We start from the raw sequence: 25,828 nt of genomic DNA, 5'->3' as shown, positions 1-25,828 counted from the left end.
GACGACACCACTGTCTGGAGCACCATGAAAACAGAGCGGCAGCCGCAGCAGCTGATATCGCCGGGCGATCTCAGGGAGTTGCTGGGCGAGGATCTCCACACCGAAGTCGTCGACCACTTCGTCCGGGAGACCGGTGGCAGCCACGAGGAGGTGAGCCGCCAGGTCACCGAGTGCCTGCGCTATCTCTATCTCATCTCGCGCCACCCCACCGAGCTGGGCGGTCTCTTCCTCCCGGTGGAACAGCACATTGACGAGATCTGGCACTACCTGATCCTCCAGACCCGGGAGTACCGGGAGCTGTGCGAGGAGCGGCTGCCGGGCGGGTTCTTCATCCAGCACCGCAGCATCGGATACACGGCCTATCAGCAGGAGCCGGGCCGGGAGCGCGCCATCGAGGAGGCGCTGCGCTGGATTCCGCTGTACTGCCGGGAATTCGGCCCCTTCGACGAGGGCGCGCTGCCACACTGGACCATCGTCCGTTTCCTGCATGAGCGGATGTACATGTCGCTGGCCCAGATCGCCGAGCTGCGGCCGGCGGAGCCGGTCTGACCGGCGGCGGCGACCTGCCCGGACAGCCGGAAGCACGGGCCCGGGAGCGCGAGAAGAGAGCGGGAACATGAGGTCGCGGACCCGGGAGACGGACACGACGCCGGAGCACCCCGCGCAGCGGCGGATCCTCGCCGTGCTGGTGGTGGCCCAGATGCTGAGCGGCGCGGCGCTGGCGGCCGGGATCACCATCGGCGCGCTGCTCGCCGAGGAGATGCTCGGCACGACGGGGCTCGCCGGTGTGTCCAGCGCGCTGTTCGCGGTGGGAGCTGCGGCCGGCGCGGTGGGCATCGGCCGGGCCTGCCGCCGCTGGGGCCGCCGTCCGGGCCTCGCCCTGGGGTACGGGGCGGGGGCGCTCGGCAGTCTGGGCGTCGTCGGGGCCACCGTGTTCGACAGCGTCACGCTGCTCTTCCTGGGGCTGCTCGCCTACGGGGCCGGGACCGCGTCGATCATGATGGCCCGGTACGCGGGGGCCGATCTGGCCTCGCCCGAGCGGCGGGCCCGGGCCGTGAGCACGGTGCTGTTCGCCACGGCGGCCGGCGCGATCGCCGGGCCGGCGATGGCCGGGGTGATGGGCGATCTCGCCGAGGCGCTGGGTGTGCCGAGGCTGGCCGGGCCGTTTCTGCTGGCCCTGCTGGCGTTCGGGGCCGCCGCGCTGGTCGTGGTGGTCTTTCTGCGGCCCGATCCGCTGCTGCTGTCGCGTGCGGCGGCAGCGGCGGACGACGGGCGGGCGTCGGGTTCCGGCCGTCCGGCGGCGGCCGGAACCGCGCGCGTCGACCGGCGTGTGCTGTTCACCGGCGCGACGGTGATGGTCCTCACCCAGCTGGTGATGATCGGGATCATGACGATGACCCCGGTGCACATGGCCGAGCACGGGCACGGCGAACAGGCCGCCGGGGTGGTCATCGGGGTGCATCTGGGGGCGATGTATCTGTCGTCGCCGCTCTCCGGGGTGCTCGCCGACCGGGTCGGCAGGCTGTTCACCGCCGCACTGGCCGCCCTCACCCTCTTCGCGGCGGGAGTGGTCGCCTCCCTCGCGCCGCCGGACTCCACCCTGGCCCTGGCCGGGGCGCTCATCCTGCTGGGCGTCGGCTGGAATCTGGGGTTCGTCGCCGGTACGGCCCTGATCACCGACGCGCTCCCGGTCGAGGCGCGGGCCTCGTCGCAGGGGCTGGTGGACGTGGGCGTCACGGTCGCGGGAGCCACCGGGGGGCTGGCGTCCGGAGTGGTGGTGGCCGTGAGCGGCTACCCCGCGCTGGCACTCTCCGGCGGACTGCTGATCCTCGTTCTGCTGCCGCTGGCCGCCCTGACGGCGGCGCTGTCCCCGCCCACCGCCGACCGCCGCGCCCCGTCCCCGGCGCCGGCCGAAGAGCCCCTGCCGGAGAACCGGGCCTGATCCGGCGGGGAAACAGGCGCGGGGGGTACGGGAGGACCGCCTCCCGTACCCCCCGCGCGCCGTGGAGTGTCTAGCGGGCGGTGCGCTCGTGGACGGAGGCGACCAGCCGGGTCAGGGTGTCGGGGTCGGTGGTGGGCAGCACACCGTGGCCGAGGTTGAACACATGGCCCTCCAGCCCCTCGGCGGCGGCCAGCACCTCGGCGGTCTTGGCCTCGATGGCCTCGGGGCCGGCGAAGAGCACGGCCGGGTCCAGATTGCCCTGGAGCGCCTTGCCCGGACCCACCCGGCGGGCGGCCTCGTCCAGCGGCACCCGCCAGTCGACGCCGACGACGTCCGCGCCCGCCTCGCCGAGGAGGCCGAGCAGCTCTCCCGTACCCACGCCGAAGTGGATCCGGGGGACGCCGTAGGAGGCCACCGAGGAGAAGACCTTCGCCGAGGCGGGCATCACCGAGCGGCGGTAGTCGGCGGGGGCGAGCGCGCCGACCCAGGAGTCGAAGAGCTGCACGGCGCTCGCGCCGGCCTCGATCTGCACCTTGAGGAAGGCGGAGGTGATCTCGGCGAGCCGGTCCAGCAGATCCGCCCAGAGCTGGGGGTCGCCGTACATCAGCGCCTTGGTGTGCTCGTGGTTGCGCGAGGGGCCGCCCTCCACGAGATAGCTGGCCAGGGTGAAGGGCGCGCCCGCGAAGCCGATCAGCGGGGTGGTGCCCAGCTCCTCGGTGAGCATGCCGATCGCCTCGGTGACGTACCAGACGTCCTCGGAGGTGAGGTCCCGCAGTCGCGCCAGGTCCGCGCGGGTGCGGATCGGCTCGGCGACGACCGGGCCGATGCCCGGCTTGATGTCGAGGTCGATCCCGATCGCCTTCAGCGGCACCACGATGTCGCTGAAGTAGATCGCCGCGTCGACCTTGTGCCGCCGCACCGGCTGAAGCGTGATCTCCTTCACCAGCTCCGGCCGCATGCAGGAGTCCAGCATCGCGACGCCCTCGCGCACCTTGAGGTACTCGGGCAGCGAGCGGCCCGCCTGCCGCATGAACCAGACCGGGGTGTGCGGCACGGGCTCACGCCTGCACGCCTTCAGGAAGGCGGACTCGTACGGCTTCGGCGGCTGGCTTGCGGGGCGGCCCGAGGGGCGGTCGTTGACGCTCACGCCCCAAATCTTCGCACGGACAAAGGAAGTGCCCGCCGCCCCGGGTGTCCTTCCCTGCGCGAGGCCCCCATTCCGCCTACTCTTCCCCGCATGGCTGCGGCTCAGGGACATTTTTCCGATCATTCCAACGGCGCCGACGACAAGGACGGCACAGAGAGCGATCCGGTCCCGCGCGCGTTCCGGCTCGCGGTCGAAGCACTGCGGTCCGCACGACCGCGCCCGGACATCGAGGTGGAGCCGGCGCGCCCGCCGCAGCGGCTCGCGCCGCACGCGTACGCCCTGGAGGCCACCGTCGTCGAGGGCGAGGAGGATCTCGCCGACGGCCGGCTGGTGCTGCTGCACGACCCGGCGGGCCACGAGGCCTGGCAGGGGGCGTTCCGGCTGGTCACGCTGGTGCGCGCGGAGCTGGAGCCGGAGATGGCCGCCGATCCGCTGCTGCCGGAGGTGTCCTGGTCCTGGCTGACGGGGGCGCTGGAGGCGCGCGGGCTGGCGTACGGGGAGCCGAGCGGGACCGTCACCCGTGCGGGATCTCACTATTTCGGTGGACTCGCCGACCGGCGGCCGGCGACCCAGATCGAGATCCGGGCGTCCTGGACGCCCCAGGAGGGGCCCGACGGGGTCCCGGACACGGCCGCGCACCTGATGGCCTGGTGCGATCTGCTCTGCCAGATCGCGGGGCTGCCGCCGGTGCCGGCCGGTTCGGCGGACCCCTCGGCGGGTGTGGTGTCGCTGCCGCAGAGGCGGGGGCCGCAGCACCGGTGACGGGCGGGGGCGGTGCGGCCCGGGGAGACTGTGCGCGAGCCCGCTCCCCGTACCGCCCCGAGGGCTGCCCGCGCGCCCGTCTCCGGCGGCCCCCCGGCGCGTAACGCCCCGTCAGATCGGTCACCGATGGTCGATCATTCGTCCGAATTGAACTAATTGTCACTCACTAAATCGTGATCTTTCTCTAAAGGCGATCAGGTTTGGTGCCGAAGAGGTCAGTGACCTAACTGATCGGTTCGCCCCGGCCACATCCCCGGCCGGCCCGTCCCGCACCTTCCCCAGGAGGCCTGGTGTCCGTTCTTCTCGAGCAGCCCGCAAGCCTGGTCACCTACCGCCCGAACAAGCCGACGGCGATGGTCGTCGTGGCCGACCCACGCGTCCGCTCCACCGTCACCCGCCACCTGTGGGCCCTCGGAGTGCGCGACGTGATCGAGGCGTCTTCGATCGCGGAGGCCCGCCCCCGCGTCAGCAATCCACGCGACATCTGTGTCGCCGATGTCCATCTGCCCGACGGTTCCGGACTGACCCTGTTGTCCGAAACCCGTGCCGCGGGCTGGCCCAACGGCCTCGCCCTGTCCGCGGCCGATGACATCGGCGCCGTCCGCAACGCACTCGCGGGCGGCGTCAAGGGCTACGTCGTCACCGGTACCCGTACCAATATCGGCCATCCCACCCGCCCCGGCGCCGCCCCCATCGGCGCGGCGGCGGCACGTCTGGGCCACCGCCGCCCCCCGGGTGCCCCGAGCCACCCGGGCGGCTACCGCGAACTGTCCGGACGTGAGGTGGAGGTGCTGCGACTGGTCGCCGAAGGCCAGTCGAACAAGGCGATCGGGGTGTCCATGGGACTTTCCGCCCTGACCGTCAAGAGCCATCTCGCCCGGATCGCCAGGAAGCTCGGCACCGGCGACCGCGCCGGAATGGTGGCCGTGGCGCTGCGCACCGGCATCATCCACTGACCCCCTCCTCCACCCCGCGCCTGTCGACGGAACGTTTCCGTCGACAGGCGCGCTCCGTTCACAGATACCCTTGACACGTGACCGACGCCCAAGACACCGCAGCAGAGACCGCACTGCGAACCACCGGGGGCGCCCCCCCGGACGACGGCGTCGCAGCCGAAAAGGCTCCCACCCCGCTGCTGGAGCCGCGGGAGGGCATTCCTCCGGTGGTCGCCGACGCCGAGGGGCTCGCCGAAGTGATCGCCGCGTTCGCCGCCGGCACCGGCCCGGTCGCCGTGGACGCCGAGCGCGCCTCCGGCTACCGCTACGGCCAGCGCGCCTACCTCGTCCAGCTGCGCCGCGAGGGCGCGGGCAGCGCCCTGATCGACCCCGTGGGCTGCCCCGACCTCTCCGGGCTCGGCGAGGCACTCGCCGGAACCGAGTGGATCCTCCACGCGGCGACCCAGGACCTGCCGTGCCTGCGGGAAATAGGCATGGTTCCCACCAGCCTCTTCGACACCGAGCTGGCCGGCCGGCTGGCCGGCTTCCCCCGGGTCGGGCTCGGCGCGATGGTCGAGTCGGTCCTCGGGTACGCCCTGGAGAAGGGCCACTCCGCCGTCGACTGGTCCACCCGTCCGCTCCCCGAGCCGTGGCTGCGCTACGCCGCGCTCGACGTGGAGCTGTTGGTGGATCTCCGGGACGCGCTGGAGAAGGAGCTGGACCGGCAGGGCAAGCTGGAGTGGGCCCACCAGGAGTTCGCGGCGATCGTCGCCGCGCCGCCCGCTCCCCCGCGCAAGGACCCCTGGCGGCGCACCTCCGGGATGCACAAGGTGCGCCGACGCCGGCAGATGGCGGTCGTCCGGGAGCTGTGGACGGCCCGCGACAAGGTCGCGCAGCGGCGTGACGTCTCGCCGGGGAAGGTGCTGAGCGACACCGCGATCATCGAGGCGGCGCTCGCCGTTCCGGTGAGCGTGCAGGCGCTGACCGCACTGCCCGGATTCGGCCACCGCGCCGGCCGGCGGCAGCTGGAGCAGTGGCAGGCGGCCGTGGACCGGGCCCGGGCACTGCCCGACGCGGAGCTTCCGCAGCCCGGCCAGCCGCTGAACGGTCCGCCGCCGCCGAGAGCCTGGGCGGACAAGGACCCGGTGGCCGCGGCCCGGCTGTCGGCGGCCCGGGCGGCGGTCTCGGCACTGGCCGAGGAGCTGAATCTGCCGCAGGAGAATCTCATGACGCCGGACACCGTCCGGCGGGTGTGCTGGGAGCCCCCGGCCGAACACTCGGTCCCCGCCGTCTCCGCCGCCCTGGCCGCACTCGGCGCCCGCCCCTGGCAGATCACCCTCGTCGCCCCCCTCCTCACCACCGCCCTCTCCGCCACCGCCTGACCCCTACCCCCATCGCCCGGTCGCCCGTCCCCCAGGACCCGACCGGGCGCTTCTCTTCTCCACCCACCTGGAGGCCGTCCCAGGCGAAGCCCTGCGGCGGCACCTGCGACAGACCAGGTGCACCATTTTGAGCCTGTCCGGCGTTTGAGGACGGAACCCCGCACCCCGGGTGCCGGCACCGAACCACCAGGACGCCCCCCCCAATCGCCAGGATGTGACCTTCTCGGCGAGGGGCTGTGCACGATGGTTACCCACAAGTAGCATGATGGCAGCAAGCGCACGCTCAGTCGTGCCCCGCGCAGTGCCACCCTGCACTCTGGAGGAGAGCCATCGTGCCTCGTACCGTCAGGGACGTCGTCTTCGTCGACGGCGTCCGCACCCCGTTCGGCAAGGCGGGCCCGAAGGGCATCTACCACGAGACCCGGGCCGACGATCTCGTCGTCAAGGCCGTCAGGGAGCTGCTGCGGCGCAACCCGGGCCTCGACCCCGCCCGTATCGACGAGGTCGCCATCGCCGCCACCACGCAGATCGGCGACCAGGGCCTGACCCTCGGACGGACGGCCGGAATCCTCGCCGGGCTGCCGCAGTCCGTGCCGGGCTACTCGATCGACCGGATGTGCGCGGGCGCGATGACCGCCGTCACCACCACCGCCGGTTCCATCGCCTTCGGCGCGTACGACGTGGTCGTCGCGGGCGGCGTCGAGCACATGGGCCGGCACCCGATGGGCGAGGGCGTCGACCCCAACCCCCGCTTCGTCAGCGAGCGGCTCGTGGACGAGTCCGCCCTCTTCATGGGCATGACCGCGGAGAACCTCCACGACCGCTATCCGTCGATCACCAAGCAGCGCGCCGACGAGTACGCGGTCCGCTCCCAGGAGAAGGCCGCGAAGGCGTACGCCGACGGCAGCATCCAGCAGGACCTGGTCCCGATCTCGGTGCGCCGCACCACCCCGGAGACCGGCGAGACCGGCTGGGGGCTCGCGACCGAGGACGAGCCGATGCGCCCCGGCACCACGCTGGAGAACCTGGCGGGCCTCAAGACGCCGTTCCGTCCGCACGGCCGGGTCACCGCGGGCAACGCCGCCGGTCTCAACGACGGCGCGACCGCGTCGCTGATCGCCTCCGAGGAGTTCGCCCGCGAGGCGGGCCTGCCGGTGCGGATGCGGCTGGTCTCCTTCGCGTACACCGGGGTCGAGCCGGAGGTCATGGGGTACGGCCCCATCCCGGCGACCGAGAAGGCCCTCGCCAAGGCGGGGCTGACCATCGGGGACATCGGCCTCTTCGAGATCAACGAGGCCTTCGCCGTCCAGGTGCTGGCCTTCCTGGAGCACTACGGCATCGCCGACGACGACGCCCGCGTCAACCAGTACGGCGGCGCCATCGCCTTCGGCCACCCGCTGGCCTCCTCCGGCGTACGGCTGATGACTCAGCTGGCCCGGCAGTTCGAGGCGCAGCCCGAGGTCCGTTACGGCCTCACCACCATGTGCGTCGGCTTCGGCATGGGCGCGTCGGTCATCTGGGAGAACCCGCACTTCGCCGGAGGCGCACAGTGAGCAAGACAGCCGAACTCCTCAAGGGCGCGGCCCAGCTGTTCCCCGACGAGGTCGTCACCAGCGCGCACGTACGCCACCTCGACCTGCCCGCCGGGGCCGGCCGATTCGCGCTGATCACGCTGGACAACGGTCTCGACCACACGAAGCCGACCACCTTCGGCCCGCAGTCGCTCGCCAACCTCGACGCGGCGCTCGACCAGGTCGAGCGGGAGGCGGCCGAGGGCTCGATCGTCGGCGTCGGTCTGACCGGGAAGCCGTTCATCTTCGCCGTCGGGGCCGACCTCAAGGGCGTCGAGCTGCTGCGCACCCATGAGCAGGCGCTGGCCATCGGGCAGGGCGGGCACGAGGTCTTCAAGCGCCTCTCCTCGCTCGCGGTGCCGACCTTCGCGTACTACAACGGCGCGGCGATGGGCGGCGGGGTCGAGGTCGGGCTGCACTGCTCGTACCGTACGGTCTCCCGGGCCGTGCCCGCCTTCTCGCTGCCCGAGGTCTTCCTCGGGCTGGTCCCGGGCTGGGGCGGCTGTGCGCTGCTGCCGAACCTGATCGGCGCGGACCGCGCCGTCACGGTGATCATCGAGAACTCGCTGAACCAGAACCGCCAGCTCAAGGGCGGTCAGGTCTTCGACCTCGGCATCGCGGACGCGATCTTCGACGGCGCGGACTTCCTGGAGCGCTCGCTGGTGTGGACCGCCTCCGTCCTCACGGGCGAGACGGTCGTCGAGCGGGCCGGGATCGACCGGGGCGAGGCCTGGGACGCGGCCGTGGCCCGGGGCAGGTTCATCGCCGACGGCAAGGTGCACGGCGCGGCCCCGGCCGCGTACCGCGCCCTGGAGATCATCGCCGCCGCCAAGGACGGCGATCTCCAGGCCGGTTTCGACGCCGAGGACCGGGCGCTCGCCGATCTGATCATGGGCGGGGAGCTGCGCGCCGGCATCTACGCCTTCAACCTGGTGCAGAAGCGCGGCAAGCGCCCGGCGGGGGCCCCGGACAGGAATCTGGCCCGGCCGGTCACCAAGGTGGGCGTCGTGGGCGCGGGGCTGATGGCCTCGCAGCTGGCGCTGCTCTTCGTGCGCCGTCTTGAGGTGCCGGTCGTGCTGACCGACATCGACCAGGAGCGGATCGACAAGGGGGTGGGCTATGTCCACTCCGAGATCGACCGGCTGCTGGGCAAGGGCCGGATCAACCAGGACAAGGCGAATCGCTTCAAGGCCCTGGTCACCGGTGTGCTGGACAAGGCCGAGGGCTTCTCGGACGCCGATTTCGTGATCGAGGCCGTCTTCGAGGAGATGGGCGTCAAGCAGAAGGTGTTCGCGGAGGTCGAGGCGGTCGCCCCGGCGCACGCGATCCTCGCCACCAACACCTCCTCGCTCTCGGTGAGCGAGATGGCGTCGAAGCTGAGGCACCCCGAGCGGGTCGTGGGCTTCCACTTCTTCAACCCGGTGGCGGTGCTCCCGCTGCTGGAGATCGTCCGGGGCGAGCTGACCGACGATGCCTCGCTGGCCACCGCGTTCGGGGTGGCGAAGAAGCTGAAGAAGACCGCCGTGCTGGTCAAGGACGCCCCGGCGTTCGTGGTCAACCGGATCCTCACCCGGTTCATGGGCGAGGTCCAGAACGTCATCGACGAGGGCACCCCGGTCGAGGTGGCCGAGCGGGCGGTGGAGCCGCTGGGTCTGCCGATGTCGCCGCTGGTGCTGCTGGAGCTGGTGGGTCCGGCGATCGGTCTGCATGTCTCCGAGACCCTCAACCGGGCCTTCCCGGACCGGTTCACCGTCTCCGAGAACCTGGCGGCGGTGGTGCGGGCCGGCAAGCGCGGCTTCTATGTCTACGACTCCGGCCGGCCGGAGCTGGACCCCGAGGTCGCGGCCCTCCTCCGGCAGGGCGACACGGTCCTGACCGAGGAGGAGACCCGGGCCCGGGTGCTGGGCGCGGTGGCCGAGGAGATCGGTCTGATGCTGGACGAGGGCGTCGTGGCCGAGGCCCAGGACATCGACCTCTGCCTGATCACCGGCGCGGGCTGGCCCTTCCACCTGGGCGGCGTCACCCCGTACCTGGACCGTGAGGGCGTCTCCGAGCGGGTGAACGGCAAGCGGTTCCTCGCGCCGGGCGTGGCGAGCGTGCCCGCGTAGCGGACGGCCGCACAGCTGGTACGGACAGGGGCGGTACGGGATGTTCCCGTACCGCCCCTGTCCTCGTCGGCGGGTAGGCTCGCGGCCGATGACGGAGCCGATACCGGAGCAGCCCCGGACCACCCTGCTGATCGTCGACGGCGCGAATGTCGTCGGCTCCGTGCCGGACGGCTGGTGGCGCGACCGGCGCGGGGCGGCCGAGCGGCTGCGGGACCGGCTGGCGCGGTACGCGGCCGAGGGCGTCGGGGGCGAGCCGGGGCCGCTGGAGGTCGTGCTGGTGGTGGAGGGCGCGGCGCGCGGTGTCGCCCCGGTGCCGGGGGTGCGGATCGAGGAGGCCCCGGGCAGCGGCGACGACCGCGTCGCGGCGCTCGCGGCCGGGGCGGCGGGCCGGCCGTGTCTGGTGATCACGGCCGACCGCGAGCTCCGCCACCGGGTCACGGCGGCGGGGGCCCGTACGGCGGGCCCGCGCACGGTGTACGGCCCGCACGCCCCCTGAGCGCCCCCAGGCGCTCCCAGGGGCTCCCAGGGGCTCCCAGGGCCCTCAGTGGGGCACCTTCGCGCCGGGCTCCAGCCGGCTGTGGGAGCGTCCGTACACGAAGTACACCAGGACGCCGAGGAGCATCCACAGACCGAACCGCAGCCAGGTCTCGCTGGGCAGATTGAGCATCAGCCAGAACGAGGCGGCCACCGAGGCGATCGGCAGCAGCGGGACCAGCGGGGTGCGGAAGGCGCGCGGCAGATCGGGGCGGGTGCGGCGGAGGATGACGACGCCGAGCGCCACGATGACGAAGGCGAAGAGGGTGCCGATGTTGACCAGGGCGGCGAGTTCCTCGATGTTGGTCAGTCCCGCGACGATCGCGATCACGATGCCGAGCAGCAGGGTGGCCCGGTAGGGGGTGCGGTAGCGCGGGTGGGTGCGGGAGAAGAATCTCGGCAGCAGCCCGTCCCGGCTCATCGCGAAGAACACCCGGGTCTGGCCGAGCAGCAGGATCATGCAGACGGAGGTGAGGCCGATGACCGCGCCGAAGCTGATGACCCCCGCGTACCAGGGGTGGCCGGTGGCCTTGAAGGCGTCGGCGAGCGGGGCGTCGACGGTCAGCTCCGTGTAGTGCTGCATGCCCGTGACGACGATCGAGACGGCGACGTAGAGCAGGGTGCAGATGAACAGCGAGCCGAGGATGCCCCGGGGCATGTCCCGCTGGGGCAGTTTGGTCTCCTCGGCGGCCGTGGCCACGACGTCGAAGCCGATGAAGGCGAAGAAGACCACGGAGGCGGCGGTGAAGATGCCCATGACGCCGAAGCTCGTCGGCTCGTAGCCGAAGATCATCTGGATGAGCGGCTGCTGGAGCCCCGACTCACCCGGCACCTCGCTGGCGGGCGGGATGAAGGGGCTGTAGTTGGACACCTTGATGAAGAAGGCCCCCGCGACGATGACCAGCAGGACCACGGCCACCTTGATGGCGACGACCACGGTGGTGACCCGGGCGGAGAGCTTCATGCCGAGGACGAGGATGCCGGTGAGCAGCAGGACCAGCAGAAAGGCGAGCAGGTCGAAGCCGAAGCCGCTGACCGAGTTGGTGCCGGCGATGGCGTCGGGCAGCTGCCAGCCGGCGTTGTCCAGCAGTGAGCGGAAGTAGCCGGACCAGCCGACGGCGACCACCGCCGTGCCCACGGCGAACTCCAGGACCAGGTCCCAGCCGATGATCCAGGCCGGCAGCTCGCCGAGCGAGGCGTAGGCGAAGGTGTACGCCGATCCCGCGACCGGGACCGTCGAGGCGAACTCCGCGTAGCAGAGGGCGGCGAGTCCGCAGACGATCCCGGCGATGACGAAGGCCACCGCGGTGGCCGGTCCGGCGGTCTCCTTGGCGACCGCGCCGGTGAGGACGAAGATGCCGGTGCCGATGATGACGCCGACCCCGAAGACCGTGAGGTCCAGTGCGGAGAGGGACCGTTTGAGCGCGTGCTCGGGTTCCTCGGTGTCGTGGATGGACTGCTCGACGGATTTGGTCCGGAAGACACCCGCCCTGTTCGCGGGGTCTGTCTGTGTGCTCACCGTGCACCTCCACGCTGTGTCGTCCCCGTCATGATCGGGACGGCGGGCGGTCCGGGGGCGGCCGTACGAGTGGTATTCACACGAATGGCCGGGAGGGTCACCCTTCTTGGGTGACCCTCCCGGCCGGGAACGGTCTCTCGGCGCCGCCGGTGCGCGTCAGTCGCGGACCGGCTCGACCTCCGGGTCGGCCGTCCTGGCGGAGCTGCCGTCGAGCTTCGCCACCAGGCCGGTGACCTGCCGGGCGATGTCGGGGGCGGTCAGCCCGATCTCGGCCATGACCTCCTTGCGGGAGGCGTGGTCGAGGAAGCGCGGCGGGATGCCGAAGTCGCGGAGCGGCATGTCGACGCCCGCGTCGCGCAGCGCCTGGGCGACGGCGGAGCCGACACCGCCGACGCGGCTGTTGTCCTCGACGGTGACGACGACCCGGTGCCGCTCGGCGAGCGGCGGAAGGGCCTCGTCGACCGGCTTGACCCAGCGGGGGTCGACCACGGTGGTGGAGATGCCCTGCGCGTCGAGGAGGTCGGCGATCTCCAGACACATCGGGGCGAGCGCGCCGACGGAGACCAGGAGCACGTCCGGGCGGTCGGCGTCGGGGCGGCGCAGCACATCCATGCCGCCGACCCGGCCCACGGCCTTGACGGAGGGGCCGACCGCGCCCTTGGAGAAGCGGACCACGGTGGGCGCGTCGTCGACGGCGACGGCCTCGCGCAGCTGGGCGCGGACCTGGTCGGCGTCGCGCGGGGCGGCGATCCGCAGGCCGGGGACGACCTGGAGGATCGACATGTCCCACATGCCGTTGTGGGAAGCGCCGTCGGTGCCGGTGATGCCGGCCCGGTCCAGGACGAACGTCACTCCGCAGTTGTGCAGGGCCACGTCCATGAGCACCTGGTCGAAGGCGCGGTTGAGGAAGGTGGCGTACACCGCGAAGACGGGGTGGACTCCCCCGGTGGCGAGACCGGCGGCGGAGACCGCGCCGTGCTGCTCGGCGATGCCGACGTCGTAGACCCGGTCGGGGTAGGCCTTGGCGAATCTGTCGAGGCCGACGGGCTGGAGCATCGCGGCGGTGATCGCGACGATGTCCTCGCGCTCGGCGCCGAGCTTGACCATCTCCTCGCCGAAGACGGAGGTCCAGTCGAGGCCGGAGCTGGCGATCGGCAGACCGGTGTCCGGGTGGATCTTGCCGACGGCGTGGAAGCGGTCCGCCTCGTCTTGGAGGGCGGGCTGGTAGCCGCGGCCCTTCTCGGTGAGGCAGTGGACGATCACGGGCCCGCCGAAGCGCTTGGCGCGGGCGAGCGCGGACTCCAGGGCCTCGATGTCGTGGCCGTCGATGGGCCCGACGTACTTGAGGCCGAGGTCCTCGAACATGCCCTGGGGGGCGATGAAGTCCTTGAGGCCCTTCTTGGCCCCGTGGAGCGTCTCGTACAGCGGCTTTCCGACGACCGGGGTGCGGCCGAGGATGTCCTTGCCGCGGGCGAGGAAGCGCTCGTAGCCGTCGGTGGTGCGCAGGGTGGCGAGATGGTTGGCGAGGCCGCCGATGGTGGGCGCGTAGGAGCGCTCGTTGTCGTTGACCACGATCACCAGCGGGCGGTCCTTGGCGGCGGCGATGTTGTTCAGCGCCTCCCAGGCCATACCGCCGGTGAGCGCGCCGTCACCGATCACCGCGACGACGTGGTCGTCCTTGCGCAGCACCTCATTGGCCTTGGCGAGGCCGTCGGCCCAGCCGAGGACGGTGGAGGCGTGGGAGTTCTCGATGCAGTCGTGGTCGGACTCGGCGCGCGCCGGGTAGCCGGAGAGGCCGCCCTTCATCTTCAGGCGCGAGAAGTCCTGCCGGCCGGTGAGCAGCTTGTGCACATAGCTCTGGTGGCCGGTGTCCCACAGGACCTTGTCCCGGGGGGAGTCGAAGACCCGGTGCAGGGCGATGGTCAGCTCGACCACGCCGAGGTTGGGGCCGAGGTGGCCGCCGGTCTTGGACACGGCGTCGACGAGGAAGGAACGGATCTCCGCGGCCAGCTGATCAAGCTGTTCCGGGCTGAGCCGGTCCAGATCGCGCGGTCCCTCGATGCGGGTCAGCAGATCCCACCCGTCGCCCACCACCACCCTTGAGCGACGCGCTTCGCGCGGATCCTTCACTCTGCCTCCTTGCGTATTGAGCTGGGTGTACTGAGCCGGGTCGAGACCGTGACAATGTGGTTGAGTCTAATGTTCCGCTCCTGGCCATGGTCTTCGGGCAGGGCGATCGGGCTCACGGGATTGGCGGATACCCCGTGCACGGGGTCGGAATACGGGACAATGCCCCGGCACTGTGCGTTGAGGTGAGCCGCGCGTCTGCCGCACATCTGTCGGACGCGTACGGCGGTGCGCCGGGTTCCCGGGAGGGCCCGGGCGGGGCCGACAGTGGCGAGAACCACATTCGCCCGCGGGCCGGGGCGGGTCCCTAGAACGACACGACGGGCTCGCGGACCGGACCCCCGACAGCTCCGGCTCCGACGGCCCCGGCACCCCCGGCACCCCCGGCACCCCCGGCAGCTCCGGATCCGACGGCTCCGACGCCGGCGATGAGGGGCGAGTCCCCCATCTCGCTGAGCACCAGGGCCACCGCCCCCAGCACCTCGGCGCGCTCCCCCAGCGACCCGGCGGCCACCGTGAGCCGGCGGGCGGCGCTGGGGATGGCGTAGCGGGCGACGGAGTCGCGTACGGGGCCGAGGGCCAGCTCGCCCGCCTCCGCGAGGTATCCGCCGATCAGCACCCGGCTGGGGTTGAGCAGATTGCACAGGCCGGCCACCGCGCTGCCGAGGTGGCGGCCCACGTCGGCGACGACCCGGCGGCAGCCCAGATCGCCTTCGTGGGCCAGGGCCACCACGCGCTCCATCGTCAGACCAGGCCCGTGGGCGGTTCCGAGCAGCGGGAGCACATGGCGGGCGGCGGCGAAGGTCTCCACGCACCCCCGGTTGCCGCAGCGGCAGACCGGGCCGGACTCGTCCAGGGTGATGTGCCCGATCTCCCCGGCGGTGCCGCCCGGGCCCCGGAAGATCCGGCCGCCGATCACCAGGCCCGCGCCGACGCCCTCCGCGACCTTGATGTAGGCGAGGTCGGCGATGCCCCGGCCGCCGCCCCAGACCAGCTCTCCCAGGGCCGCGAGGTTGGCGTCGTTGTCCACCAGGACGGGTACGCCGAGCCGGTCGGACATCTCCCTGCCGGGGCTGGCCCCGACCCATCGGGGCAGCATCGAGGTGGCCCCGAGCACCCCGGAGTCGGTGTCGACCGGGCCGGGGACGCCGAGGCCGACGCCGATCACCTTGTCCGGACCGGCTCCGGCGCGTGCCACGAGCCGTCCGATCAGCTCCGCCGCCCGGTCGAGGCCCTCCTCGGCCCGGGAGTCGGCGTCGAGCGGCTCGGACTCTTCGGCCAGCACCCGGTGGGCGAGGTCGGCGACGGCGACCCGGAGGCGGGTGTGGCCGAAGTCGACCCCGACGACGACCCCCGCGTCCCCGCTCAGCGAGATGCTGCGGGCCCGCCGGCCGCCCACCGAGGTGGGGGTGACCTCGACGGCCCCGCTCTCCTTCAGCTCACGGACGATGTTGGAGACGGTGGCGGCCGAGAGACCGGTGCTCCGGGCGATCTCCGCCTGGGTCGGCGAGCCCGCCATGCGCACGGCCCGTACGACCCGCTCCAGATTGGCCCGGTGCAGCGACGTCTGCGATCCCGGAGTCTGCATCCCTGCTCACTCATTCCCGCCCGGAGCGTCCCGACGGAACCCCGGGCCCTGCTCCACCTTGTGAAGGCCAAGCTCTCCGGCCGCGGGGGACGCCGTCAAGACCTGTGAGGTCACGGCGCGCACCGGCCCCCGGCGGAACCGTCCGCCGGGGGCCTGCGGGCGGGCATCACCCGCGCGCCGCTCGTACCGCTGCTCGTACCGCTATTTGATCGCGCCGGCGGTGAGACCGGCCTGGACCTGGCGCTGGAAGATCGCGTACACGACGAGCACCGGCAGCATGGCGATCATCATGCCCGCCATCAGCGCCCCCCAGTCGTTCTCATAGCCCTGCTGGAGGGCGATCATCGCCAGACCCTGGGTGAGTACGTACTTCTCCTCCTGCTGGTTGAGGACCATCGGCAGCAGATACTGATTCCACTGCCCCAGGAAGTTGAAGATGCCGATGCTGATCAGACCGGGCTTGGCCATCGGCAGCATCACCTGGAAGAACGTCCGGCTGTGCGAGGCTCCGTCGATCATCGCCGCCTCCGCCACCGAGTTCGGCAGCGTACGGAAGAAGGAGGTCATGAAGAAGACGGTGAAGGGCAGCGAGTAGGCGATGTAGACCAGGATCAGTCCGTGGTACGTGGCCAGCAGCGTACTGCCCGGGAAATCCCTCAGCACGAAGAAGAGGGGGATCACCAGCATGAACACCGGGAAGGACATGCCCGCCACGAACAGGTAGTAGATAAATCTGTTCCCCGGGAAGGTGAAGCGCGCCAGCACATAGGCCGCCATGGAGCCCAGCACCATGGTGCCCACCACCGAACCGCCCACCACGATGGCGGTGTTGATGAAGTACTGGCCCATGTTCGCGTCGTTCCACGCGTTGGACCAGTTCTCCCAGTGGAGGGTGGTCGGCAGCCCCCAGGGATCGGTCAGAATGCCGTTGCTGTCCTTGAAGGCGCTCCAGAGCACCCACAGCAGCGGCACACCGACCATCAGCGCCCAGACGACGAGAATGCCGTGCGAGAAGACATTCAGCACCCCGCCCTCGGTGCCGACGCGTTTCTTCGCCGCCGGGTCGTCGGCCCCGGTGGCACGGGGGGTGGGCGTGTCGAGCTTCGCCACCGCATCGATCTCTTCGGTCGTCATCCGCCGTACCCCTAGAACTCGACTCGCTCACGCCGCGCGAAGCGCATGGTGAGCAGTGCGAACGTCATCGTGACAATGAGCATCGCGATTCCCATCGCGGAGGCGTAGCCGAACTGGCTGTCCCGGAAGGCCGTGACATACAGCCGCAGCGGCATGACATCGGTCGCGCCGTCGGGTCCGCCGTTGTTCACCGACATGATCTGGACCAGGGCGAAGGCGTCCAGGGCGATGATGCCCATGTACACCCAGCCGGTCTGCACCGCGTCCCACAGCAGCGGGAGGGTGATCTTGAAGAAGGTGTGGAAGCGGTTGGCGCCGTCCAGCAGCGCCGCTTCGTAGATGTCTCGCGGGATGGAGGCCATCGCCGCGGAGAACAGCACCACGTAGAAGCCGACATGGCCCCAGACCATGACCGCGCTGATGCACCAGAGGGCGATGCTCTTCTCGCCGAGCCAGGAGTTCTGGAGGCTGTCCAGACCGACCGCGCCCAGCAGTGAGTTGAGCATGCCGTCGTTGGGGTCGGGGTTGTAGATGTTGAACCAGATGACCGCGACGATGGTGATGGAGATGACCTGCGGGAAGAAGAAGACGAACTTGTAGAACTTCGACCCGGTCACACCGGTGACCACTTCGTTCTTCTTGCGCCGGCCGCCCACATTGAGCATGAAGGCGAAGAAGAGGCCCATTCCGAGGGTGACCACCGGGACCAGCGCCAGCATGTAGACGTTGTGGCGCAGCGCGTTCCAGAAGTCGTCGCTCTCCCAGAGCCGTTCGAAGTTGTCCAGGCCGACGAAGTTGGCGGTGCCGACCAGTCCCGACCAGTCGGTCAGGGAGATCTGGAAGGCCTGGACGAACGGCGAGAGCACGAAGACGCCGTAGATGATCAAAGGTAGGGCCAGGAAGCCCACGATGAATCGGTATTTGCCGTGTTGCATCTGCTTCCCGGCCCTTCCCCTCATTCTTTAGGACGGATGGCCTGTCGGTGTCGGTGTCAGCCGGCGCGCTTGAACTTGGTGACCGCGCTGTCCTGGGCCACCTTGTCGGCCTCCGCCTGGGTCTTCTTGATCCACTCCGACGCCTTGAGGTCACCGGTGAGCAGCTGGCCGGTCAGGCCGCCGATCTTCTCGTCGGTGAGGGCCGGGTACCACTCCTGGAGCTGGAGGCTGATGAGGTTGTCACCGGCCGCCTTGACCGCCGCGCTCGCCGAGGCGAGGCCCGGGGAGAGGGTCATGCCCTCGGTGGCGTCGACCACGCAGGTCAGGGACTTGACCTTGGTGGCGAAGTTCTGCGCGTGCTTCTTGGAGAGCATGATGCGCAGCAGTTCCATGCCGCCGAGCGGGTTCTTGCCCTTGGCGGAGACGATGTACGGCTCGCTGGGCTCGCCGCGCAGGGTGCCGGAGGGCAGCTTGTCGCCGGTGCCGTCCAGCAGCGCGCCGACCGACATCCCGAAGTCCTTCGGGGTGGTGGGCGCGGCCTCGTTCTCGACCCAGGACCCGTTGGGGATGAAGACGGCGTTGTTCTTGGTCCAGGAGGTCTGGGACTGGATGTGGGTCAGGCCCTCGCTGCCCTCCAGGAAGTACTTCTTGGCGGCCAGCTCCTCGTAGTGCTCGATGACCTGCTTGACCGCGTCGTTCTTGGTCCAGGCGTTCGGTTCGAGGTTGTCGATCTCGATCCAGGCCGGCATGCCGCCGATCTTGGCGATCTGGGCGAACAGATTGAAGTGGACGTAGTACGGGTACTTGCCCGCGTACGTCCAGGGCGCGATGCCCTCCTTCTTGATGTCGCCGCAGAGTTTGACCATCTCGTCGAGGGTCTTGGGGTAGGTCCAGCCCTTGTCCTGCATCAGCTTCTGGGAGTACCAGGTGCCGTAGATGGTGAAGGCGTAGTACAGCACGTCGAACTTGTCGCCGTGCTTGCCCTTCTCCAGGGTGCTGGGGTGGATGACGTCGCGGACCTTCTTGTTCGGGTCGTCCAGCGACGCCGCGTCGAGCAGTACGCCCAGGTCCTGGAGCTGCCCCTGGCTGGAGAGCTTGTTCATGTCCAGGTGGTTGGCGCCGGAGTTGTCGATGACGTCCGGCGGGTTGCCGCCCGCGAAGCGGGGGGTGAGCTTCGGGCCGACCTCCTGGGTGCCGGTGTGCTTGACCTCGGCCTGGTACGTCGTCTTGTAGTCGGCCTCCGCGTCCTTGGCGTACTGGTCGCCGAGGCCGCCCTTGAAGATGAACGCCTCCAGCGCGACGCCGTTCTTCACGCCGAGCGGGTTCTTCGCCGAGACGGTACCGGTCTCCTTGGCGGTCGGCTTGTCCTCCGGGCCGCCGCCGGTGGCACAGGCGGAGAGGAAGCCCATCGTGGGCACGGTGATCAGGCCGAGCGCAGCGGAGCGCTTGATCAGATTACGACGGCCGAGACCCTCATTGTTGTGGGCGGAGGTGGATCCCATGCTCAAGTCCTCGCCTTCATCAGGACTCAGGCGGTGAAAGTCGCCCGTCGATATCGCCTCAGGCGAAGGGCCCCGCCACCGCGGTCAGTTGCTTTGCCTCCCGGAGGGAGACATGGAAGCTCGGTCTGTAAGGGTCGGCGGTGAGAACGGAATCCGGGCAGCAGCGAATAGACGCACGGCTGTCCGAGTCCTGGTTCCCCCCTGCCCGCGGCACTGTGTGCAACAGCCTTGCGGGTGCCGACAGGTATAGTCCACTTCGCCTCGACGGAGCAAGATCGAAAGCATGGTTGGGCAACAGTCTTTCCCGAGTTGAGACCTCCCGGATATCTGAGCACCCTTCACGGACATTCAGCCATGTCAATCCTCGCGGAACACACGGTTCCAGCCTAAAGACAGCGTCAGAACTCTTGACATCTATGGTCACTTCCCTCCCTACTGGAGCTTGCGACACGGAATCGACAACGTTGTCCGCATGCGCCTTCGCGCCCTGAAAAGGGGACACGAGGGCGGGAGCGGGGTATCGACGGAGTCCGGCACACCCCTCCACGGGCCAACTCCGTTCACCACCGCGCTGGTTGTGGACGCCTCGCCGATGACGACGGAGCGTGCCGGGGCGGCCCTTGAGCCCGGAGACAGAAATCGCTTTCCCCTTCGACGCGACCGAACTGCCGCCCGACCGGAACAATGCGGTTGGCGGCTCCCGGCAGCCGTCGATACCGGAACAGACGGCCGGAAAGGGACCTCCGGAGCCGAGGGCGGGTTGACCGAAGGAATACCGGGCGATATCAGCGGCAAGGACATCGAGTGCCCCCGGAGGGGTGAAATCGCTGACGCCCAGGGAATCCGAGGGTAATCCGGTCAATCTTCAACCGAAAGCCAGGTGGCTGGAATTCTTCACCGCTTCATAGGGGGAGTTCGATATCCGGTACCGGCATCCGATTCGCGTTCGCCCTCGCCCTCGCCGCACGCACGAGAGCCCCGCCGCGCCGGCGGGGCTCTCCTGGCGTCTCAGGCCGCTTCCGGGCGGCCTCCGGGGCCGGCCCGGAAGGTCAGACCGCGGTCAGGCTGATCTGCTCGCCGCTGACCGTCCAGCGCTGGCGGGAGCCGGAGTTGCACGACTCGACGTTGACGATGCGGGTCCTCGGATAGTCACTGCTCAGACACATGCCCGGATGCGCGGACTGCGAGATCTGCTCGCCGCTGACCGTCCAGCGCTGACGGGACCCGGAGTTACAGGACTCCACGTTGACGATGCGGGTCCTCGGATAGTCACTGCTCAGACACATGCCCGGATGCGCGGACTGCGAGATCTGCTCACCGCTCACCGTCCAGCGCTGACCGGAGCCAGAGTTGCAGGACTCCACGTTGACGATGCGGGTCCTCGGATAGTCGCTGTTCAGACACATGTTGCCGGCGGTCGGCCCCAGCCCGTCGGGGGCGGCATCCGCCACGGCGACCGAGGGCAGCCCCAGGGACGTCAGGGTGAGAAGGACGGGGACGAGGAGCTTGCGGAACACATCAGCCATGAGGTGGGGCCTTTCGGGGTCGGCGGATCCGCTGCGGCCGGGACACAGCGGCTGGTCCCGGCCCGCGGTTCTGGGTGATGAACGACCTTGAGAGGTTCCCCTCGGCCTCCACGCCGCACGCGTGGATCCCGCCGTGGCCCGCCCGCTTCGAACGGGCTTTGAGCGAGCTTTGAGCGGATCGGGCGGCGACGGGTACGCGAAAGGGCCGCGCCCCCGCCGTGAAGCGGTGACGCGGCCCTCGACGGGTGTGTCCGTCAGCCTCGGATGAGGTTCCGCAGGACGTACTGCATGATGCCGCCGTTGCGGTAGTAGTCGGCCTCGCCGGGGGTGTCGATGCGGACGACCGCGTCGAACTCCACACCGGTGTCGGTGGTGACCTTGACCGTGCGCGGCGTGGTGCCGTTGTTCAGCTCGGTGACGCCGGTGAAGGAGAAGGTCTCCTCGCCGGTGAGACCGAGGGCCTCGGCGGACGCGCCCTCCGGGTACTGGAGGGGCAGGACGCCCATGCCGATGAGGTTGGAGCGGTGGATGCGCTCGTACGACTCGGCGATGACGGCCTTGACGCCGAGCAGCGCGGTGCCCTTGGCGGCCCAGTCGCGGGAGGAGCCGGAGCCGTACTCCTTGCCCGCCAGGATGACCAGCGGGATGCCCTGCTCGATGTAGTTGCGCGAGGCGTCGTAGATGAACGACACCGGCGCGTCGGGCTGGGTGAAGTCGCGGGTGAAGCCGCCCTCGGTGCCGGCCGCGATCTGGTTCCGCAGCCGGATGTTGGCGAAGGTGCCCCGGATCATGACCTCGTGGTTGCCACGGCGCGAGCCGTAGGAGTTGAAGTCGCGGCGCTCGACGCCGTGCTCCGTGAGGTACTTGCCCGCGGGGGTGTCGGCCTTGATCGCACCGGCCGGGGAGATGTGGTCGGTGGTGACCGAGTCGCCGAGCTTGGCGAGCACCCGGCCGCCGGAGATGTCGGAGACCGGGGTGGTCTCCATCGTCATGCCCTCGAAGTAAGGGGGCTTGCGGACGTAGGTGGACTCGGTGTCCCACTCGAAGGTGTTGCCGGTCGGGATCGGCAGCGCCTGCCACTGGGCGTCGCCCGCGAAGACGTCCTGGTAGGACTTGTTGAACATGTCCTCGCCGATGGAGTTGGCGACGACGTCGTTGACCTCGGCCTCGGTGGGCCAGATGTCCTGGAGGTAGACCGGCTTGCCGTCCTGGTCGACGCCGAGGGCGTCGCGGGTGATGTCCACCTTCATGGAGCCCGCGATGGCGTAGGCGACCACCAGCGGCGGGGAGGCCAGGTAGTTCATCTTGACGTCCGGGTTGATCCGGCCCTCGAAGTTCCGGTTTCCGGAGAGCACCGAGGTCACGGCCAGGTCGTGCTCGTTGATGGCCTTGGAGACCTCCTCCGGCAGCGGGCCGGAGTTGCCGATGCAGGTGGTGCAGCCGTAGCCGACGAGGTTGAAGCCGACCTTGTCGAGGTAGGGGGTGAGCCCCGCCTTGTCGAAGTAGTCGGTGACGACCTTGGAGCCCGGGGCGAGGGTGGTCTTGACCCACGGCTTGCGGGTCAGGCCCTTCTCGACCGCCTTCTTGGCCACCAGCGCGGCGGCGACCATGACGTACGGGTTCGAGGTGTTGGTGCAGGAGGTGATCGCGGCGACGGTGACGGCGCCGTGGTCGATCTCGTACGTGGACCCGTCGGGGGCCGTGACCGTGGTCGGGCGCGACGGCACGCCGTTGGCGCTCGCCGGGGAGTCGGAGGCCGGGAAGGACTCCTTGCCCGCCTCCTCGTCGTCCGAGACATAGTTGCGCACGTCGACGGCAAACTGCTGCGAGGCGTTGGCGAGGACGATCCGGTCCTGCGGGCGCTTCGGTCCGGCGATGGAGGGGACGACCGTGGAGAGGTCCAGCTCCAGCTTCTCGGAGAAGTCGGGCTCGGCGGCCGGGTCCAGCCAGAGGCCCTGCTCCTTGGCGTACGCCTCGACCAGCGCGACCTGCTGCTCGTCGCGGCCGGTCAGACGCAGGTACTTGAGCGTCTCGTCGTCGATCGGGAACATCGCGGCGGTGGAGCCGAACTCCGGCGACATGTTGCCGATGGTGGCGCGGTTGGCGAGCGAGGTGGCGGCGACGCCCTCGCCGTAGAACTCCACGAACTTGCCGACGACACCGTGCTTGCGCAGCATCTCGGTGATGGTCAGCACCAGGTCGGTGGCGGTGGTGCCGGGGGTCAGCTCACCGGTCAGCTTGAAGCCGACGACCCGCGGGATGAGCATGGAGACCGGCTGGCCCAGCATCGCGGCCTCGGCCTCGATGCCGCCGACGCCCCAGCCCAGCACACCGAGGCCGTTGACCATGGTGGTGTGCGAGTCGGTGCCGACGAGGGTGTCCGGGTACGCCTGGCCCTTGCGGACCATGACCGTACGGGCCAGGTGCTCGATGTTCACCTGGTGGACGATGCCGGTGCCCGGCGGGACGACCTTGAACTCGTCGAACGCGGTCTGGCCCCAGCGCAGGAACTGGTAGCGCTCCCGGTTGCGGCCGTACTCCAGCTCGACGTTCTGCGCGAAGGCCTCGTGCGTACCGAACTTGTCGGCGATGACGGAGTGATCGATGACCAGCTCGGCCGGGGCCAGCGGGTTGATCTTCGCCGGATCGCCGCCCAGTTCCTTCACGGCCTCACGCATCGTGGCGAGGTCCACGACACAGGGAACACCGGTGAAGTCCTGCATGATCACGCGGGCCGGCGTGAACTGGATCTCCTGGCTGGGCTGCGCCTGGGAATCCCAGCCGCCGAGCGCCCGGATGTGGTCGGCGGTGATGTTCGCGCCGTCCTCGGTGCGGAGCAGGTTCTCCAGGAGAACCTTCAGGCTGTACGGGAGGCGTGCGGAGCCCTCGACCTTGTCCAGCTTGAAGATCTCGTAAGACTCGTCGCCCACGCGCAGCGTGCTGCGGGCGTCGAAGCTGTTCGCCGACACGACAGTCTCCTTCATCAATGTGCGCGTACTACGTCCATGCTGCCGCCACGGCTCCTCGCCGATCCGCTAAGGTAGGGCTTAGTTAGGTAACCCTTACCGAGTGGCGGCTGCGGCACGTCTTCGGCAGATATCTCGATGTCGAGATAACTCTAGTACATCGGTGCGGCTCGGTCATGCCCGGGCGGCCGGTGTTCACCGTCACGCCCCCGTCCGGACGGTCCCGGCGGGGGCGTCGGCATGCGCTCGCGGATCGGCGCGCACGCCCTGCGGGACATCGGCGAGCACCTGCTGACCAGCGTCCACCGGGGCGCGGCCGTGCGGCATCTCGGGCGAGGCGGAGGCGGAGGCCCGGGCCGAGGCCGAGGCCCAGGCCCGGGCCTCGGGAACCCGCCGCCCGTCGGCGGTGTCCGCCGGCAGGGCCGGGTGACCCGGTCGTCCGCCGTCACCCGCTGGTCAGCGCGGTGGCGGCCATGTGGCCGGAGGCTCCGCCGAGGCCCGGCCCGGGGTGGGTGGACGCGCCGATGTGCCAGAGACCGGGAAGGGGGGTGGTGTGCCGGCCGGAGCCGGGGAGAGGACGCCAGAGGAAGCTCTGGTCGAGTTCGGCGGAGCCGCCGTAGGGGTCTCCGCCGATCGCGTTGGGGTTGTGGGCGGCGAGGTCGACGGGGGTGAGGACGTCCACGGCGAGGATCTTCTCGCGCAGACCGGGCGCGTGCGCGGCGACGCGGTCGAGAACGCGGTCGGCGTACCCCCGGGCCAGCTCGGGGGTCCAGCCGGCGGTGATGTCCAGCTCGCCCGCCGCGTCCCCGAGCGGGGTGAAGGGGACTTCCTGGAGCTGGAGCCAGAGGGCGCCCGCGCCCGCCGGGACCCGGGAGGGATCGAGGACGTACTGCTGGCCGACGGCGACGGTGGGACGCCGGGGCAGCAGTCCCGCCTCGGCCTCGGCGCAGGCGATGCCGGTGCTGCCGGAGCCGTCGGAGAGATGGATCAGCGGGATCGCGGCCAGCCGGCCGTCCCGCCACTCGGGCGGGGCGGAGAGGGCCACATGGATCTGCATCGCGCCCCGGCCGGGGCGGAAGCGCGCGGCCTCCTCGCGCAGGCCTCCGACGGCGGCGTCCTCGGGGAGCAGCTCCCCGTAGAGCGCGGTGGGGGTGACCGAGGCGAGCACCGCGCGGCGGGCCCGGACGGTCCGGCCCCCGGCGGCCACGCCGACCGCGCGCCCCCGCTCCACGACGATGCGCTCGACCTCGGTGCCGGTCTCGACGCGGACCCCGAGGGAGTCGAGCAGCGAGCGGAAGGCGTCCAGGAACCGGCCCGAGCCGCCGGCCGCCACGGGGAGGCCGAAGCCGTGCAGGGTGACGGCGAGCAGCGGCAGCATGAAGCCGCCCGAGGCCTGGTCGGGCGAGAGCCCGGTGTGCAGCAGCCAGGGGGCGTACAGATGGTCGACCTCGCCGCCCCGGAACTCCGAGCGGGCGTATCCCCGGCCGCCCGAGGCCAGTGAGCGCAGCCACCGTTCGAGTCCGGCGCGTCCGCCGTCGCGGGAGAGCCGGGCGATGTGCCGCAGCGCCGCGGGCGAGCGCGGCTCGCCGCCGAGCAGTCCGCCGAGCGACTCCATGTTCCTCTCGTACCGGCGCAGTACGGCGAGGTAGGCGGCGCGGTCGGCCGGGTCGGCGAAGCCGTCGGCGGTGCGCTCGGGGTCGCGGTGGGCGAGGGTGGTGCGGCCGTCGTCGGCCACGCTCGCGGTGACCCACTCCTCCGTATTGCGGTAGGTGAGGCCGTGCTCTCGCAGCCGCTCGCCCAGGACGGCGTGGGCGGGGCCGGAGACGAACAGGGGGTGCCAGGAGGAGTAGGTGTCGTGGAGATAGCCGGGGAGGGTGCGCTCCTCGGTCGCGATGAATCCGCCGATGTCCGCGTTCCGCTCCAGCAGGGCGACCGACCAGCCGGCCGCCGCCAGCTCGGCGGCGGCCACCAGGCCGTTGATCCCCGCGCCCACGACGACCGCGTCGACGGTCCCGGCCGTCCCGGCGTTCTCCATCGGTTCTCTCCTCGCCCGTGGCAGAGCCGTCCCGGCCCTGTCCGTCGCGTCAACGAACGGTGGGCCCCGGGCGGTTCCGCCCGTGTGGGCCGTCCGGGCGGGAGGGCCCGGCCCC

18 protein-coding genes are annotated in these 25,828 nt (G+C 70.6%); 8 read left to right on the top strand and 10 right to left on the bottom strand.

Going from position 1 to position 25,828, the window contains the following annotated elements; translation table 11 throughout:
- Positions 1–24 precede the first annotated feature (24 nt).
- Positions 25–549, top strand: a complete 525-nt coding sequence (locus ABD371_RS18150) for a glycine-rich domain-containing protein (protein WP_344478146.1) — start codon at positions 25–27, stop codon at positions 547–549.
- A gap of 67 nt (positions 550–616) precedes the next feature.
- On the top strand, positions 617–1,942 hold the full coding sequence (locus tag ABD371_RS18145) for an MFS transporter (RefSeq protein ID WP_344478144.1): 1,326 nt from the start codon (positions 617–619) through the stop codon (positions 1,940–1,942).
- Between the two features lie 70 nt (positions 1,943–2,012).
- On the opposite strand, the gene hemE is transcribed toward ABD371_RS18145, so the two are convergent.
- Positions 2,013–3,089, bottom strand: coding sequence for a uroporphyrinogen decarboxylase (hemE, locus tag ABD371_RS18140; protein WP_344478142.1), 1,077 nt, complete (start codon positions 3,087–3,089; stop codon positions 2,013–2,015).
- A gap of 90 nt (positions 3,090–3,179) precedes the next feature.
- Between hemE and ABD371_RS18135 the strand changes: the two genes are divergently transcribed.
- The 6 genes from ABD371_RS18135 (at position 3,180) to ABD371_RS18110 (ending at position 10,343) form a co-directional block, all read left to right on the top strand.
- A complete protein-coding gene (locus ABD371_RS18135; RefSeq protein ID WP_344478140.1) occupies positions 3,180–3,851 on the top strand; it encodes a DUF3000 domain-containing protein in 672 nt (223 codons plus the stop codon).
- 290 nt (positions 3,852–4,141) lie between these two features.
- The gene (locus tag ABD371_RS18130; RefSeq protein ID WP_190123686.1) at positions 4,142–4,807 is read left to right on the top strand and encodes a response regulator transcription factor; all 666 of its coding nucleotides are present in this window, start codon (positions 4,142–4,144) and stop codon (positions 4,805–4,807) included.
- A 77-nt stretch (positions 4,808–4,884) separates the two neighbouring features.
- Positions 4,885–6,168: an HRDC domain-containing protein gene (locus ABD371_RS18125; RefSeq protein ID WP_344478138.1), complete on the top strand. Its 1,284-nt coding sequence runs from the start codon at positions 4,885–4,887 to the stop codon at positions 6,166–6,168.
- 332 nt (positions 6,169–6,500) lie between these two features.
- On the top strand, positions 6,501–7,721 hold the full coding sequence (locus tag ABD371_RS18120; protein ID WP_344478136.1) for a thiolase family protein: 1,221 nt from the start codon (positions 6,501–6,503) through the stop codon (positions 7,719–7,721).
- Positions 7,718–9,847 (top strand): 3-hydroxyacyl-CoA dehydrogenase NAD-binding domain-containing protein, encoded by a 2,130-nt coding sequence (locus tag ABD371_RS18115; protein ID WP_344478134.1) that lies wholly within the window; start codon positions 7,718–7,720, stop codon positions 9,845–9,847. Before ABD371_RS18120 ends, ABD371_RS18115 begins: the two co-directional genes overlap by 4 nt.
- 88 nt (positions 9,848–9,935) lie before the next feature.
- Complete coding sequence (locus ABD371_RS18110; protein WP_344478132.1) at positions 9,936–10,343, top strand: PIN domain-containing protein; 408 nt, start codon at positions 9,936–9,938, stop codon at positions 10,341–10,343.
- Between the two features lie 45 nt (positions 10,344–10,388).
- Here ABD371_RS18110 and ABD371_RS18105 read toward each other — a convergent pair whose 3' ends face one another.
- The 9 genes from ABD371_RS18105 to ABD371_RS18065 form a co-directional block, all read right to left on the bottom strand.
- Complete coding sequence (locus ABD371_RS18105; protein WP_344478130.1) at positions 10,389–11,900, bottom strand: amino acid permease; 1,512 nt, start codon at positions 11,898–11,900, stop codon at positions 10,389–10,391.
- A 156-nt stretch (positions 11,901–12,056) separates the two neighbouring features.
- Complete coding sequence (dxs, locus tag ABD371_RS18100) at positions 12,057–14,030, bottom strand: 1-deoxy-D-xylulose-5-phosphate synthase (protein ID WP_344478128.1); 1,974 nt, start codon at positions 14,028–14,030, stop codon at positions 12,057–12,059.
- Positions 14,031–14,334: 304 nt separating this feature from the next.
- Positions 14,335–15,615 carry an ROK family transcriptional regulator gene (locus ABD371_RS18095; RefSeq protein ID WP_344478125.1) on the bottom strand — a complete coding sequence of 427 codons (1,281 nt, stop codon included), beginning with the start codon at positions 15,613–15,615 and terminating at the stop codon, positions 14,335–14,337.
- A 201-nt stretch (positions 15,616–15,816) separates the two neighbouring features.
- Complete coding sequence (locus tag ABD371_RS18090; RefSeq protein ID WP_344478123.1) at positions 15,817–16,749, bottom strand: carbohydrate ABC transporter permease; 933 nt, start codon at positions 16,747–16,749, stop codon at positions 15,817–15,819.
- Between the two features lie 11 nt (positions 16,750–16,760).
- Positions 16,761–17,684 carry a carbohydrate ABC transporter permease gene (locus ABD371_RS18085; protein ID WP_344478120.1) on the bottom strand — a complete coding sequence of 308 codons (924 nt, stop codon included), beginning with the start codon at positions 17,682–17,684 and terminating at the stop codon, positions 16,761–16,763.
- A gap of 56 nt (positions 17,685–17,740) precedes the next feature.
- The gene (ngcE, locus tag ABD371_RS18080; RefSeq protein WP_344478118.1) at positions 17,741–19,186 is read right to left on the bottom strand and encodes an N-acetylglucosamine/diacetylchitobiose ABC transporter substrate-binding protein; all 1,446 of its coding nucleotides are present in this window, start codon (positions 19,184–19,186) and stop codon (positions 17,741–17,743) included.
- Positions 19,187–20,235: 1,049 nt separating this feature from the next.
- On the bottom strand, positions 20,236–20,712 hold the full coding sequence (locus tag ABD371_RS18075) for an RICIN domain-containing protein (RefSeq protein WP_344478116.1): 477 nt from the start codon (positions 20,710–20,712) through the stop codon (positions 20,236–20,238).
- Positions 20,713–20,966: 254 nt separating this feature from the next.
- Entirely contained in the window at positions 20,967–23,681 is a 2,715-nt protein-coding gene (gene acnA, locus ABD371_RS18070) for an aconitate hydratase AcnA (protein ID WP_344478115.1), read from the bottom strand.
- Between the two features lie 442 nt (positions 23,682–24,123).
- A complete protein-coding gene (locus tag ABD371_RS18065) occupies positions 24,124–25,713 on the bottom strand; it encodes a phytoene desaturase family protein (protein ID WP_344478112.1) in 1,590 nt (529 codons plus the stop codon).
- Positions 25,714–25,828 lie beyond the last annotated feature (115 nt).

It is taken from the genome of Streptomyces amakusaensis (assembly GCF_039532665.1).
Lineage (GTDB): Bacteria > Actinomycetota > Actinomycetes > Streptomycetales > Streptomycetaceae > Streptomyces > Streptomyces amakusaensis.
The sequence above is the reverse complement of the archived record's forward strand: the minus strand, read 5'-3'. Positions and strand labels throughout refer to the sequence as shown.